This window comes from Nocardia transvalensis NBRC 15921 (genome assembly GCF_000308875.1).
GTDB lineage: Bacteria > Actinomycetota > Actinomycetes > Mycobacteriales > Mycobacteriaceae > Nocardia > Nocardia transvalensis.
Genome location: NZ_BAGL01000004.1, coordinates 140,109 through 153,224, shown reverse-complemented (window position 1 = coordinate 153,224; position 13,116 = coordinate 140,109). Strand labels below are relative to the sequence as shown.

11 protein-coding genes and 1 tRNA gene are annotated in these 13,116 nt (G+C 69.0%); 5 read left to right on the top strand and 7 right to left on the bottom strand.

The window, feature by feature from the left end:
• Positions 1 to 26: 26 nt before the first annotated feature.
• The gene (locus ON41_RS03085) at positions 27 to 350 is read right to left on the bottom strand and encodes a WhiB family transcriptional regulator (RefSeq protein ID WP_024800988.1); all 324 of its coding nucleotides are present in this window, start codon (positions 348 to 350) and stop codon (positions 27 to 29) included.
• 474 nt (positions 351 to 824) lie between these two features.
• On the opposite strand from ON41_RS03085, the gene ON41_RS03080 reads away from it, so the two are divergent.
• Positions 825 to 3,191, top strand: a complete 2,367-nt coding sequence (locus ON41_RS03080) for a penicillin-binding protein (RefSeq protein ID WP_040744898.1) — start codon at positions 825 to 827, stop codon at positions 3,189 to 3,191.
• Between the two features lie 240 nt (positions 3,192 to 3,431).
• Here ON41_RS03080 and ON41_RS03075 read toward each other — a convergent pair whose 3' ends face one another.
• Positions 3,432 to 3,896 carry a GatB/YqeY domain-containing protein gene (locus tag ON41_RS03075; protein ID WP_040745006.1) on the bottom strand — a complete coding sequence of 155 codons (465 nt, stop codon included), beginning with the start codon at positions 3,894 to 3,896 and terminating at the stop codon, positions 3,432 to 3,434.
• 115 nt (positions 3,897 to 4,011) lie between these two features.
• On the opposite strand from ON41_RS03075, the gene ON41_RS03070 reads away from it, so the two are divergent.
• From ON41_RS03070 to ON41_RS03060, 3 genes are all read left to right on the top strand, one after another.
• Complete coding sequence (locus tag ON41_RS03070) at positions 4,012 to 4,974, top strand: metallophosphoesterase (RefSeq protein WP_040744897.1); 963 nt, start codon at positions 4,012 to 4,014, stop codon at positions 4,972 to 4,974.
• Between the two features lie 410 nt (positions 4,975 to 5,384).
• On the top strand, positions 5,385 to 6,590 hold the full coding sequence (locus ON41_RS03065; RefSeq protein WP_040744895.1) for a DUF8017 domain-containing protein: 1,206 nt from the start codon (positions 5,385 to 5,387) through the stop codon (positions 6,588 to 6,590).
• A 54-nt stretch (positions 6,591 to 6,644) separates the two neighbouring features.
• Positions 6,645 to 6,718, top strand: a tRNA-Pro gene (locus ON41_RS03060).
• Between the two features lie 117 nt (positions 6,719 to 6,835).
• Here the strand turns inward: ON41_RS03060 and ON41_RS03055 are convergent.
• Together ON41_RS03055 and ON41_RS03050 are read right to left on the bottom strand one after the other, a co-directional pair.
• Positions 6,836 to 7,066, bottom strand: coding sequence for a hypothetical protein (locus ON41_RS03055; protein ID WP_040744894.1), 231 nt, complete (start codon positions 7,064 to 7,066; stop codon positions 6,836 to 6,838).
• A gap of 197 nt (positions 7,067 to 7,263) precedes the next feature.
• Positions 7,264 to 8,862: a succinic semialdehyde dehydrogenase gene (locus ON41_RS03050; protein ID WP_040744893.1), complete on the bottom strand. Its 1,599-nt coding sequence runs from the start codon at positions 8,860 to 8,862 to the stop codon at positions 7,264 to 7,266.
• 136 nt (positions 8,863 to 8,998) lie between these two features.
• Between ON41_RS03050 and ON41_RS03045 the strand changes: the two genes are divergently transcribed.
• Complete coding sequence (locus ON41_RS03045; RefSeq protein ID WP_051160905.1) at positions 8,999 to 9,820, top strand: crotonase/enoyl-CoA hydratase family protein; 822 nt, start codon at positions 8,999 to 9,001, stop codon at positions 9,818 to 9,820.
• 12 nt (positions 9,821 to 9,832) lie between these two features.
• Here ON41_RS03045 and ON41_RS03040 read toward each other — a convergent pair whose 3' ends face one another.
• The 3 genes from ON41_RS03040 to ON41_RS03030 all read right to left on the bottom strand — a co-directional run bounded on the left by ON41_RS03040 (position 9,833) and on the right by ON41_RS03030 (position 13,109).
• Positions 9,833 to 10,600: an SDR family NAD(P)-dependent oxidoreductase gene (locus tag ON41_RS03040; protein WP_040744892.1), complete on the bottom strand. Its 768-nt coding sequence runs from the start codon at positions 10,598 to 10,600 to the stop codon at positions 9,833 to 9,835.
• 34 nt (positions 10,601 to 10,634) lie between these two features.
• Positions 10,635 to 11,318 carry an acetoacetate decarboxylase family protein gene (locus ON41_RS03035; RefSeq protein ID WP_218003341.1) on the bottom strand — a complete coding sequence of 228 codons (684 nt, stop codon included), beginning with the start codon at positions 11,316 to 11,318 and terminating at the stop codon, positions 10,635 to 10,637.
• A 180-nt stretch (positions 11,319 to 11,498) separates the two neighbouring features.
• A complete protein-coding gene (locus tag ON41_RS03030; RefSeq protein ID WP_040744890.1) occupies positions 11,499 to 13,109 on the bottom strand; it encodes an acyl-CoA synthetase in 1,611 nt (536 codons plus the stop codon).
• Positions 13,110 to 13,116: the final 7 nt, after the last annotated feature.

Here is a 13,116-nt window from a genome sequence, read left to right as displayed (position 1 = left end):
GGCTCGGACCGATCGGATCGTGGGGACTACATTGCCACTTTCTGTTGCCGCTGGGCCCGGAAGAACTCGGCCCAGGACGTCACCTCCGGGTGCTGCTTCAGCAGCGCACGTCGCTGCCGCTCGGTCATCCCACCCCACACACCGAACTCGACTCGATTGTCCAGGGCATCGGCTCCGCACTCCATCAGCACGGGGCAGTGCCGGCAGATCGTCGCCGCCTTGCGCTGAGCAGCGCCGCGAACGAACAGTTGGTCGGGATCCACTTCCTTGCATCGGGCCTGGGAAACCCAGGCGATTCTCGCTTCGGCCTGCTCTACGTCCAATCGAGCGATGGGGGTAGTCATGTGCATTTGGTGTGCCCCTTTGCAGTCCGAACACCGGGTCAACGGCGCTCCAGAATCGCGTGCAGTGCGCAGCAACCCAACCCCGCTGCGTCCTGCACCACATTCCACTTTGAGTGTTAGCTCTATCACACTGGGTTCTCAATCTAGGTAAAGGTATGGGGACTGCGCAAGACCGTCCCGATATTTTTTGGTACGCCCGTCCCTGCAAATGCGACAAAGAACCGGGCAGTCGGCGCAATCAGAGCGACACGCCCGGTTTCCGCCCTCCCGACGCGCCGAATGCCATCGGAGTCAATCCCCCTGACGGGACCAAGATCACCTCCGTTTGCGGCGCGGCTCGGACTTCCGGGGCCGCTGCGCAAGCGACGAAGGAGCAAGCAGCGGTCCCGGAAGTCCGAGCCATACGGGCGCCGCAAACGCGCCGTGGCGGAGCCGCGGCCATCAGACACAGTCCCACAGCCCCTCATTTAGGCTTGGGGCGTGCCGATCTCACAAACGCTCGCGAGGCTCGCCGGTGCGTGCGTCCTGGCGGCCGTGCTCATCGCCGGGTTGTTGTTCCCGCTCGCCGGTGGCTTCGGGTATGTGTCCAACCGAGCCGCCGACGCCGTCGACAACGTCTCCGCGGAACTGGTCGAGGGCAACGCGCCCGCGGTGTCGACGATGGTCGACGCCGCCGGGAACCCCATCGCCTGGCTGTACGAGCAACGCCGCTTCGAGGTGCCCAGCGACCGGATCGCCAACGATATGAAGCTGGCGATCGTGTCCATCGAGGACCGCCGCTTCGCGGAGCACGGCGGCGTCGACTGGCAGGGCACGCTGCGCGCGTTCATCACCAACTCCTCGAGCGGCGAGGTCCAGCAGGGCGCCTCGACCATCGACCAGCAGTACGTGAAGAACTTCCAGCTGCTCGTGGTCGCCAAGACCGATGCCGAGCGCCGCGCCGCGATCGAGACGACCCCCGCCCGCAAGCTGCGCGAGATCCGCATGGCGCTGACGCTCGAGAAGCAGCTGACCAAGGACGAGATCCTCACCCGCTACCTGAATCTGGTCCCGTTCGGCAACGGCTCCTACGGCATCCAGGACGCCGCCCAGACCTACTTCGGCGTCGACGCCAAGGACCTGAAGGTGCAGCAGGCGGCGATGCTGGCCGGCATGGTGCAGAGCTCCTCGAAGCTCAACCCGTACACCAATCCCCAGGGCGTGCTGGATCGCCGCAACACCGTGCTCGACACGATGATGCAGAACATCCCCAGCCGCGCCGAGGAGTTCCGCGCCGCGAAGGCCGAACCGCTCGGCGTGCTGCCGGATCCGAAGGGCCTGCCGCACGGGTGCATCGCGGCCGGCGATCGCGGCTTCTTCTGCGACTACGCGCTGCAGTACCTGGCCAATTCCGGGATCAGCAAGGAGCAGATCGACAAGGGCGGCTACACGATCCACACCACCCTGGACCCGGCGGTGCAGACGTCGGTGAAGAACGCGGTGTCGGGGGTGACCAAACCCGACCTGGACGACGTCGCCGAGGTGACCAGCATCATCGGCACCGGGCAGGACGCGCATCCGGTGCTGGCGATGGCCTCCAGCAGAACCTACGGCCTGAGTGCCGACGGACACGAAACCGTTCAGCCACAGCCGTATTCGATGGTCGGTGACGGCGCGGGCTCGATTTTCAAACTCTTCACGACGGCCGCGGCCATGGAGAAGGGACTCGGCATCAGCGCGCAGCTGGACGTCCCGTCGTTCTTCTCCGCCAAGGGCATGGGTAACAGCGGGACGCCGGGATGTCCGCCCGAGACCTACTGCGTGAAGAACGTCGGCAACTACCGGTCGCCGATGTCGGTGACCGAGGCGCTGGCCCAGTCGCCGAACACCGCCTTCGTCAAGCTCATCCAGGACGTCGGGGTGACGCCCGCGGTCGATATGGCGGTCCGGCTGGGCATGCGGTCCTACGCGACGGCGGGGACCTCGGGTCACGGCAACCAGAGCCTGGCCGACATGGTCAAACAGCAGAACCTCGGATCGTTCACGCTGGGCCCGTTCGCGATAAACCCGCTGGAGCTGTCCAATGTGGCCGCGACCCTGGGCTCGGGCGGGAAATGGTGCCCGCCCTCGCCGATCAAGGAGGTCGTCGACCGCAGCGGTAAGCAGATTCCGCTGACCCAGCCGTCGTGCGAGCAGGTGGTCGAGCCGGGTCTCGCGAACACCCTGGCCAACGCGATGGGCCAGGACGCCACCAGCGGCACCGCGGCCGGCTCCGCCCGCGCGGCCGGGTGGAACGCGCCGGTCTCGGCCAAGACGGGGACGACCGAGAGCCACCGGTCCTCGGCGTTCCTCGGCTTCACCAACTCGATGGCGGGCGCCGCCTACATCTACGGCGATTCGCCCACGCCGGGCGAGATCTGCTCGTTCCCGCTGCGCAGCTGCGGCGACGGCAATCTCTACGGCGGTAACGAACCGGCCCGCAGCTGGTTCGAGGGCATCAAACCGGTGTTGGACAAGTACCCGCCGCCGGCCTTGCCCCCGGAGGACGACAAGTACGTCCGGGGCGCCAACAACTCCCAGATTCCCGACGTGGTCGGGATGACGGAGGCCGAGGCGCGCTCGACGCTGATCGGCGCGGGATTCCAGGTGAGCGTCGTGACGGTGCCCGCCGCCCCGGCCAAGGGCACGGTCATCGGCACCACGCCGAACGGTTCGGCCATCCCGGGTTCGGTGATCACCGTCAACATCAGCGACGGGACGGTGCGCGAGGCCCCGGCGCCGGGCCCGGCGCCCCTACCGAATCTGCCGGGGCTGCCGCCACCACCGCGACTGCCCCCTATACCGATTCCTATTCCGATTCCGCGGTGATCCCGGCCAAAAGCGTGCCGGGACCATGAGGGGCAGCGTGCCGGGACCATGAGGGGCAGCGTGCCGGGACCATGAGGGGCAGCCTGCCGGGACCATGAGGGGCAGCCTGCCGGGACCATGAGGGGCAGCCTGCCGGGACCATGAGGGGCAGCCTGCCGGGATCATGAGGCGGCGAAGCGGATGACGAGGGCCCGCTACCTGTTCGGGTAGCGGGCCCTCGTGTGTGCCGGGCGGAGCCGGCTACAGCCGTGCCTTCACCGCGGCGGAGATGCGGGAGCCGTCGGCGCGGCCCGCGGCCAGGGCGGTGGCGATCTTCATGACCTGGCCCATCTGGCGCATGCCCGGGCGTTCCCCCAGTTGCTGGGCGACGTCGGCGATGGCGGTGTCGGCGATGTCCGCGACCTCGGCTTCGGTCAGCGGGGTGGGCAGGTACTCGTCGATGATCTCTTCCTCGGCCCGCTCGTTGGCGGCGAGTTCGCCGCGACCGGCCTGTTCGAAAACGACCGCGGCCTCGTTGCGCTTCTTGGCTTCCTTGCCGAGGACGGCGAGGACGTCGGTGTCGCTCAGTTCGCGCGCCTCGGATCCGGAGACCTCGGCGTTCTGGATCGCGGCCAGCAACATGCGCAGGGTGTTGGTGCGCAGCGCGTCCCTGGCCTTCATGGCGGTGGTGAGATCGGCTCGCAGCTGCGATTTGAGTTCCGGCATGCGCTCACGGTAGCCCGCCCGGGCGGGGCCGCCCACCCCATTTCGCCACGCCCGGCCGTGTCCCTGTGCGGAATCACACTCGGTGTTCATCACACCCGTCGCCTATCCTGAGCGAATGCCCGTCTTCTCGTCTCCCGTACTCCGACGAGCCGCGGTGGGCGCCGCCGCAGCAGGTGCCGCCGGAATCGGCTACGCCTCGCTGATCGAACGCAATGCCTTCGTGCTGCGTGAGGCGACCTTACCGGTGCTACAGCCGGGATCGTCGAGCCTACGGGTCCTCCACCTGAGCGACCTGCACATGACTCCCGGCCAGAAGCTGAAACAGGCCTGGGTGCGGGAGCTGGACCGGCTGGAACCGGATCTGGTGGTCAATACCGGCGACAATCTGGCCCACCCGCGCGCCGTGCCCGCGGTGGTGCAGTCGCTGACCGGACTGCTGTCGCGGCCGGGCATCTTCGTCTTCGGCAGCAACGACTACTTCGCGCCGGTCCCGAAGAACCCGCTGAAGTACTTCGACAAGAACCACAAGCGCGTCCACGGCGCGCCGCTGCCCTGGCAGGATCTGCGCGCCGCGTTCACCGAGCGCGGCTGGCTGGACCTGACCCACGTGCGCCGCGACCTCGAGGTGGCCGGGATCAAGATCGCCACCGCGGGCGTCGACGACCCGCACCTGAAGCGCGACCGCTACGACACCGTCTCCGGCAGCCCGAACCCGTTGGCGGAGTTGACCATCGGGCTCACCCACTCCCCCGAGCCGCGGGTGCTCGACCGGTTCGCGACCGACGGCTACGACCTGGTGCTGGCCGGTCACACCCACGGCGGCCAGCTGTGCCTGCCGGGCTTCGGCGCGCTGGTCACCAACTGCGGCATCGACCGGTCCCGGGTGAAGGGCGCGTCCCGCTGGGGCGCGCACACCCGCCTGCACGTCTCCGCCGGCCTGGGCACCTCGCCGTGGGCCCCCTACCGCTTCTGCTGCCGCCCCGAGGCCACGCTCCTCACCCTGGTCGCCGCCCCGCCCGAGCGCCCGATCGCCGACAGCGGCCACGGCATCTCGGAATCGGAGGCGATCGCGCGCTAGGGTTGCGCGAAGCACAACGTCAGGCAGGGGACCGAGGGTTGAACGACGGACAACGGCCGAACGATCCGAGCGCAGCGAGAGGATCCGGTCCCGGCCATCCGATCCCGCGTCCCGTCAGCCCGGCGGACACCACGCAAACGGAAGCGTTTCGCGCACAACCGGTCAGCCCGGCCGACACCACACAGACCGAAGCGTTTTCCGCGCAACAGGGCGGCCCGGCGGAGGCATCGCGGACCGAAGCGTTCCCGGGACGGCCCGCCGGCCCCGCCGATACCGCACAGACGGAAGCGTTTTCGGCGCAACCCGGCGGCCCGGCGGAGGGAACGCGGGCCGAAGGGTTTTCCGGGCGTTCTGCCAGCCCGGCGGATACGACACGGACAGAAGCGTTTCCGCAGGCGGAACGTCCCGGTATGCAGGCGCCGGACGGCCGGACGCAGCCGGGAGCGGAGTTACCTCCGTCCGGGGCCGGCGATCCCGGTGCGTCCGCACAGACGGAGGCGATCCGGCGCACACCGCCGCCCGGTGCGGCGGGGGCGACCCAGCAGCTGAACTTCGGGGACTTCGTACGGCCCAGTACGCCCTGGCAGTCGTCGGCGAATATCGGTGGGCAGCAATCACAGCCGACCGATCCCGCCCGGCCCACACCGCAGCAGGAGCAGCCCTGGCATCTGGGGGCCACCGTGCCCGAGGCGGTCGTGCGGCAACCCCAGCCCACCTGGCAACCGAACGGGTCGCAGCACCCACCGACCGGGCCACAACATCCCCCGACCGGACCGCAACATCCGCCGACCGGACCGCAACACCCACCGACCGGGAGCTTCGAACCGGTGCCCCCGAATCCCGGACGGCCGCCGAACTCCGGGCGCAACCGCACGGCGTGGGTGCTGGCCGGGGTCGGCGGCGTAGTCGTGGTGGCTCTCGCCGTCACGGTCGCGGTCATCGTGTCCGGGCGGAATTCGACCGACTCGGGGGGACCGGCCGGTTCGCCGTCCATGGTCAGCGCGCTCACCAGCGGCAAGGCCGCACCGCCGACCGGCCGCTCCTCCGCGGCCAAGCCGCCGCCCAGCGCGGTCGCCATCCCGCCGCTGATCCCCGGTTACCAGGTGGTGCCGGTCCCGGAGCGCGGAGCGGCCTACGACGTCCCTCAGGAGTGGAAGATCGACCCGGCCGGCACGGCCGTCTGGGGCACCCCGCCCGACACCGTCGAGATCGCGGGACTCACCCAGGAGGGCAAGGACTACTGCCCGCGCTACACCCGCACCAACGCGTTCCTGACGATGTCCGCGCAGCCCGATCCGGCCGTCGCCGCCGCCGACGTCGGCACGCGCACGGCGAAGGTGGGCTGGTCGCCCACCGCCGCCACCACTCCCGGCTCGGTCGAATCCCTGCAGTCGATGGACGGCCAGCTGCACGGCGCGTTCGTGGAGACCACCGGCAGCGCCCCGCCGCCCGCGCCCGGCTGCGCGTCCACGTTCTCGGTCTTCACCTTCGCCTTCCCCAGCGAGAACGGCAGTTTCGTGATGACGATCGCCGCCGACACCGGTGTGGACAAGTCCGTCGACAAGGACACGGCGAAGCGGATCCTCTCCTCCATCCGCCCCCTTCCGGACCGGTGACCAGCCGATTTAACGACCGACCCCACCCTGCTGTAACCTATGACAGGTCCGCCACGGGGTGTGGCGCAGCTTGGTAGCGCGCCTCGTTCGGGACGAGGAGGTCGCAGGTTCAAATCCTGTCACCCCGACTCGTGTGTGGAGACACGACAGGGCCCCTGACTAGCAATAGTCAGGGGCCTTACTCATTCCCGCAGTACTCATTCCCGCGGTACTCATTCCCGCCGTGCGTCATGCGCCCCGGACCCTCATGTCCACAGGCTGTGACAGGGCAGTGGGGGCAGGTCCGCGCGGTTGTCGGAATCGATCGTGACCACCGCCCCGAAACTCGCGACGGCGGCGGCGAACCGGCGGGCGATCGTGCGGTCGTCCCGGTAGTCCAGTTCGACGGGCGGCGTGAGGAAACGCACTCGGATATGGCACATGCTCGCGGCCTCGTGCGTACTACCGCCGCTCTCCTGCTGATGACCGATGCCCATGTTCCGATGCCGACTTCCGGTGTTCGCTGACGCTGACCGAACCAGACTGACGCGATCACGTGCGCGGAACATCGGTAACCCTCGCCCTGGCATACGTAGGTAGCCGATATTTCTTCCCCGCAGACAACGGCTCCCGGCCGTCGAGCCGGGAGCCCTTGTCGTCGGTGAACCGCTGTACGGGACGGGGCCGTGGTCGCTCAGCGAATGCGCAGGCGACGCATCAGGCGCAGCGTGAGCAGGGTGCTCTGCAACTGCTTCGCGTACGGCATATTCGCGCGGGCGGCGAGCACCTGCTTCTTCTGCACGCCGACATTGATGGTGTCGGTGTACTTGAGCAGGCCGTTGTCGCCGTGCCGGGTGCCGACGCCGGACTGCTTGACGCCGCCGGAGGGAGTGGCCTTCGCCGAGTAGGTGGCGACGAACCCGTCGTTGATATTGATATTGCCGGCCTCGAGCCGATCGGCGATCCGCTTGGCGCGGTCCAGGTTCCGGCTCCACACGCTCGCGTTGAGACCGTAGGTGGTGGCGTTGGCCTGGCTGATCGCCTGCTGCTCGTCGCTGAACTTGTACACCGTGACGACGGGGCCGAAGGTCTCCGCGGTCGCGTGCGTCATCTCCGAGGTGACGCCGGTGAGCACGGTGGGCTCGTAGAAGGCCGGGCCCAGATCGGGGCGCGCCTTACCGCCGGTGAGCACCGTCGCGCCCTTGGCCCTGGCATCCTCCACGTGCGCGGCGACGCGCTCCATGTGATCGACCGAGACCAGCGAACCGAATTCCGGCGTGTAGTCGTAGCTGGCGCCCGCGGTCGCGCCCAACTCCTCGGCGGCGGCGACGAAGCGGCGGACGAATTCGTCGTAGAGACGGTCGTGCACGTAGATGCGCTCGATGTGCATACACGCCTGGCCGGAGTTGCCGTACACGGAGAAGACGGTGCTGGGGATCACCTCGTCGAGATCGGCGTCGTCGAGGACGATCATCGGATTCTTACCGCCCAGCTCCAGGCTGCAGCTGATCAGGTTGCGCCCGGCCAGTTCGCCGATGGTGCGGCCGGTGGCGGTCGAGCCCGTGAACATGACGTAGTCGGAGTTCTCGATGAGCGTGGGACCCACATCCGGCCCGGTGCCGCACACGACCTGCACCAGCCCGGCGGGCAGCCCGGCCTTGCGCAGCAGTTCGACGCCGAACAGCGTGCACAGCGCGGTCTTGTTGTCCGGCTTGAGCACCACGCCGTTGCCCGCGATCAGCGCCGGAATCGAATCCGACATCGAGATGGCGAACGGGAAGTTCCACGGCGCGATGACCGCCACGACACCCTTGGGCCGGTGCTGCTCGGTCGAGGTGGTGATGACCGGCATGTACCCGCCGCGCTTGGTCGGCTTCAGCACCCGCTCGGCGGTCTTGAGGTAGTGGCTGATCACCATGGGCGGATCGCACGACTCCTCGATCGCCATGCGGCGGGTCTTGCCGCAGCCGATCTGGATCAGGTCGGCGATGGTCTCGATCTCGGTCAGGATCAGCTCGTGCGCCCGCTCGAACACCGCGAGCCGCTTGTCCACCGGCCAGCTCGCCCACTCCCGCTGGGCGGCCCGGGCGGTGGCGGCCGCGGCGGCCACATCCTCCGGCGAGGACTGCGGCAGCTCGCCCACGACGGCGCCCGTATAGACCTCGATCATCTCGTGGGGCGCGCGCTTCTCCCCGGCGGTGCCGGCGGTCACCCCCGCGGTCAGCCGGTCCACGAGCGCTTTCGTGATCCGCGGCGGCAACGTGGTCGCCCCGCTGTGCGTGGTTGTCTCCATCAGGATCTCCCTAACTTGCCGCCCCGTGACGGCGGTCACCAGGCTCCAAACTAGAACACGTTATTGTTCCGGACAACGTTGCGGGGTAACTTCGTCCCCAACGAGCAACTGATGCCAGCAGGAATGAGGGTCGGCGATGACGACGGCAGCCACTGAAACCGGTAGCAATACTGAACCACACGCACTGATCGAGCGCCGGGGCCACACGCTTCTCGTCACCATGAACCGCCCGGCGGTCCGCAACGCGCTGTCGGGCGAGATGCTGGACCTGATGGTGCAGGCGTGGGACACCGTCGACAACGATCCGGAGATCCGCAGCTGCGTCCTCACCGGCGCGGGCGGGGCGTTCTGCGCCGGCGCCGATCTCAAGGCGATGTCCAAGCAGAATCCGGGCCAGGCCATGGGCGAGGGCGGCGCCTTCGATCCCAGTTACCTGCCCGGCCTGCTCAAGGGCCGCCGCCTGACCAAACCGCTGATCGCCGCGGTCGAGGGCGCCGCCATCGCGGGCGGCACCGAGATCCTGCAGGGCACGGATATCCGCGTGGCGGGCGAGAGCGCCAAGTTCGGCGTCTCCGAGGCGCGCTGGAGCCTGTTCCCGATGGGTGGTTCGGCGGTCCGGCTGCCCCGGCAGATCCCGTACACCATCGCTGCCGAGATCCTGCTGACCGGCCGGCACATCACTGCGTCGGAGGCCAAGGACATCGGCCTGATCGGCCACGTCGTCCCCGACGGCACCGCGCTGGGCAAGGCCCTGGAACTCGCCGAGCTGATCAACGCCAACGGGCCGGTGGCCGTGCAGGCCATCCTCAAGACCATCCGCGACACCGAGGGCCTGCACGAGGAGGAGGCGTTCAAGATCGACGCCAAACTCGGGCTGGCGGTCTTCCGCAGCGAGGACGCCAAGGAGGGGCCGCGGGCCTTCGCGCAGAAGCGCAAGCCCGAGTTCAAGGGCCGCTGACCCCGCCACGGGCTAAACGGCCGGTTTCACCATCCGGGCGATCTGCTTGCGCAGCAGATTCGGCGCGAAGCGGCGGGCCAGCCAGAGCGGGCGCGCGGGTCCCGGGAAGACGAACAGCGGCGCCTTGGGGTCGGCCACGGCCTTCTCCATGGCGTCCACGACCTTCTCGGGCGCGATGCCCCGGCTGCCCGCCAGGATCGCCGGGTCGACCGCCCGGATCCCGTCCAGGAACGGGGTTTCCACGTGCGGCGGGCAGATCGCGATCAGCCGCACCCCCGTTCCCGCGAGTTCCAGCGACAGCGCCTCGGCGTAGCAGACCACCGCGAACTTCGAGGCCGAGTACGCCGCGAGGCCCGGCGACGGCAGCCAGCCCGCCACCGACGCGAACAGCACGACAGTCCCGGCGCCCGCCTCGCGCATGGCGGGGATCACGGCCTGGCAGAGGTGCACGGTGCCGAGATAGTTGATGTCCATCACCCGGCGCATCTCCGAAACATCCTGGCCCAGTGTCGAACCCACGCGGCACAGCGCGGCGGCGTGCACCAGCTGATCGATCGGGCCGAGGTCGGCGCGCACCTGGTCGATCGTCTTCGCCACCGCCTCCGGATCGGAGACGTCGCAGGCGTAGGTGGTCGTATTCGGTGAGCGGCGGGCGGTGTCGGCCAGCCCGGTCTCATCGATGTCGACCGCGGCGACCCGGTGCCCGGCCGCGGCGAGGCGTTGGGCGACCATGCGGCCCATCCCGCTGGCGGCGCCGGTCACCAGAGCTGTCTTGTTCATCGTGCCTCCTGTGCCGCCGGAGATCCGGCGGGGCTCAACGGATCTCGGTGGCTTCCTCGAAAGCCATGCCCAGCGTGCCGATATGGCTGGTGAACAGCGCGGGCCCGGGCAGTCCGAGGGCGCGCAGTTCGTCCGCGACCGGATGGTCGCCGAGGCGGATCCGGGCGCCGCCCGGCCGCATGCGCACCCGTCCCGGATTCATCACCCACGGCGTGCCACGCAGTACGCCGTCGCGGTGGGTGTAGGTCTGCATCGAGGCGCCGCCCAGTTTCGCGGGCGCGGGTATCCCCGCGTGGGCGTCCAGCGCCACCACCAGCCGGTCGTCGAGCCAGACCTCGCACCGCTTGCCCCGGCCGTGCCGGGTGATCCGGATATCGGCGATCTCCTTGGGGAATCCCCAGAGTTCACGCCCGACGGCGCAGGTGAAGGTCTGATTCACCGGCAGCCAGCGGATGTACACGCCGGTGCTGTCCCGGCGGCCCGGCAGTCGCGCGATCAGGCCGAAGGCGAATTCGTGATACGGGCCGAGGTCGGTATCGATGTGCCGCATGAAGGCCAGCGCGCACAGCGCGCGACCCGCGACCCGCACCGGTTCCAGCCCGGTGCCGGTCAGCAGGTCGCGCGCCGCGGCCGCGTCGACAGGGAACAGGCTCGAGCAGGCTTCGGCCTGCCGGACCATCACCGGGACCTCGATCTGCTCGCCGAGGATGGAGTACACCGCCACACCTTTCGGTTGGTCCGCAACGGCGTCTCGTCTGTGGATTCCGGCCAAAAGCGTGCCGGAAAACGATGGTGCCCTGGAAGGGTGCCGCTGCGGTATTAGAACTTGTTCTAGTGTGGCGGAAAGGTGTGTTCCCGTCAGGGGATTCGACCGAACGATCCCGGTGAGCGGGATCCGTCAGCCCGATTGATGGTCCGGCTCCCGGCCCGCCGCGTGGTCCTTGGCCCAGCGGTAGTCGGGCTTACCGCTCGGGGTGCGGCCGACGACGTCGACGACCCAGATCTTGCGGGGCAGTTTGTAGCCCGCGAGATGAGCGCGGACGTGGGACTCGAGGGCGTCGAAATCGACCGTGCCGCCGCCGTGCGCGGAGACGACGGCCGCGACCTGGTTGCCCCAGCGCTCGTGCGGCACCCCGATGACCACCGCGTCGTAGACCGCGGGGTGGGATTTGACCACCGCCTCCACCTCCTCGGTGAAGACCTTCTCGCCGCCGGTGTTGATCACCATGTTGCCGCGGCCGAGCAGGGTGATCGAGCCGTCGGCCTCGACCCGGGCCCGGTCGTCGGTGACGACGGTGCGCACGCCGTCGACACTGCGGAACAGCTTGGCGGACTTGGCCTCGTCCTTGTAGTACCCGATGGGCACGTTGCCCGCCTTGGCGACCCAGCCCTCCTCGCCGGGGCCGAGCGCGCGGCCCTCGTCGTCCACCACCAGCGCCCCGCGCCCGACCTGCACCCGCGGGCCACGAGCCGGATCGTCGTCCTTCTGCGCGAAACCGATTCCGCCGAAACCGGTTTCGGACGAGCCGATGGAGTCGGTGATGACGGTCTGCGGGAACAGCTCGATCAGATCGTTCTTCACCGGCTGCGACAGCAGCGCGGCGCCCGACCCGATCGCCAGCATCGACGAGGTGTCGACCGGCGCCGCGCGGTAGGCGTCGACCAGCGGCCGGGCCATGGCGTCGCCGGTGATGACCACGACATGCGCCTGCTGCTCCGACAGGACCTGCCAGATCCGGGCCGGATCGAAGCGCGGCTCGAAGATCACGGCGTTACCCGACCAGAGCGCGTTGAACGTCGGCATCATCGCGGCGGCGTGGATCAGCGGCGGCAGCACCAGCCACCGGCTCGGATCGCCCTGCGCGCCGGTGCGCGACTGCTGGAACTCGTCGGCGACCGGCTCACCGCTGTAGAAGTCGATGCCGCCGCCGAGCACCCGCCACATGTCCTCCTGCCGCCACATGACGCCCTTGGGCAGCCCGGTGGTGCCGCCGGTGTACATCATGAACAGGTCGTCGGCGCTGCGCGGCTCGAAATCCCTGTCGGCGGACGAGTTCTCGAACGCCGTCTCGTACGGCACCGATTCGCTCGGCAGCCCCTCGCCGCCCTGATCGTCGTCGACGACGAGGGTGTACTCGAGCAGCGGCGTCTGCTTGCGCACCTGGTCCACCACCGGCGCGTAGCAGCGATGGTGCACCAGCGCGGCGAGGTCCGCGTTGTCGTAGACGTAGCGCAGTTCCTCCGCGCCGTAGCGGTAGTTGATATTGATCGGCACCGCGCGCAGCTTGAAGCACGCGATGAGCGTCTCCATCGTCTCGACGCTGTTGTGCATCTGGAATCCGACGTGGGTGCCCACGCCGATACCGGCCGACGCCAGGTGGTGGGCCAGCTGGTTGGCGCGCGACTCCAGGTCCCGGAAGGTCCGGCGCCGGTCGCCCTCGATCAGCGCCAGGCGGTCGGGCATGGCGTCGACCGCGTGCTCGAACAGGTCGGCGAAATTGTTCGACATGAATTCT

What these genes read in the sequence shown, in the direction of transcription:
- ON41_RS03085 (WP_024800988.1), bottom strand. Translation starts at nt 350, where the DNA reads ATGCACATGACTACCCCCATCGCTCGATTGGACGTAGAGCAGGCCGAA.
- ON41_RS03075 (WP_040745006.1), bottom strand. Translation starts at nt 3,896, where the DNA reads ATGCCGGAACTCAAATCGCAGCTGCGAGCCGATCTCACCACCGCCATG.
- ON41_RS03070 (WP_040744897.1), top strand. Translation starts at nt 4,012, where the DNA reads ATGCCCGTCTTCTCGTCTCCCGTACTCCGACGAGCCGCGGTGGGCGCC.
- ON41_RS03065 (WP_040744895.1), top strand. Translation starts at nt 5,385, where the DNA reads ATGCAGGCGCCGGACGGCCGGACGCAGCCGGGAGCGGAGTTACCTCCG.
- ON41_RS03055 (WP_040744894.1), bottom strand. Translation starts at nt 7,066, where the DNA reads ATGGGCATCGGTCATCAGCAGGAGAGCGGCGGTAGTACGCACGAGGCC.
- ON41_RS03050 (WP_040744893.1), bottom strand. Translation starts at nt 8,862, where the DNA reads ATGGAGACAACCACGCACAGCGGGGCGACCACGTTGCCGCCGCGGATC.
- ON41_RS03045 (WP_051160905.1), top strand. Translation starts at nt 8,999, where the DNA reads ATGACGACGGCAGCCACTGAAACCGGTAGCAATACTGAACCACACGCA.
- ON41_RS03040 (WP_040744892.1), bottom strand. Translation starts at nt 10,600, where the DNA reads ATGAACAAGACAGCTCTGGTGACCGGCGCCGCCAGCGGGATGGGCCGC.
- ON41_RS03030 (WP_040744890.1), bottom strand. Translation starts at nt 13,109, where the DNA reads ATGTCGAACAATTTCGCCGACCTGTTCGAGCACGCGGTCGACGCCATG.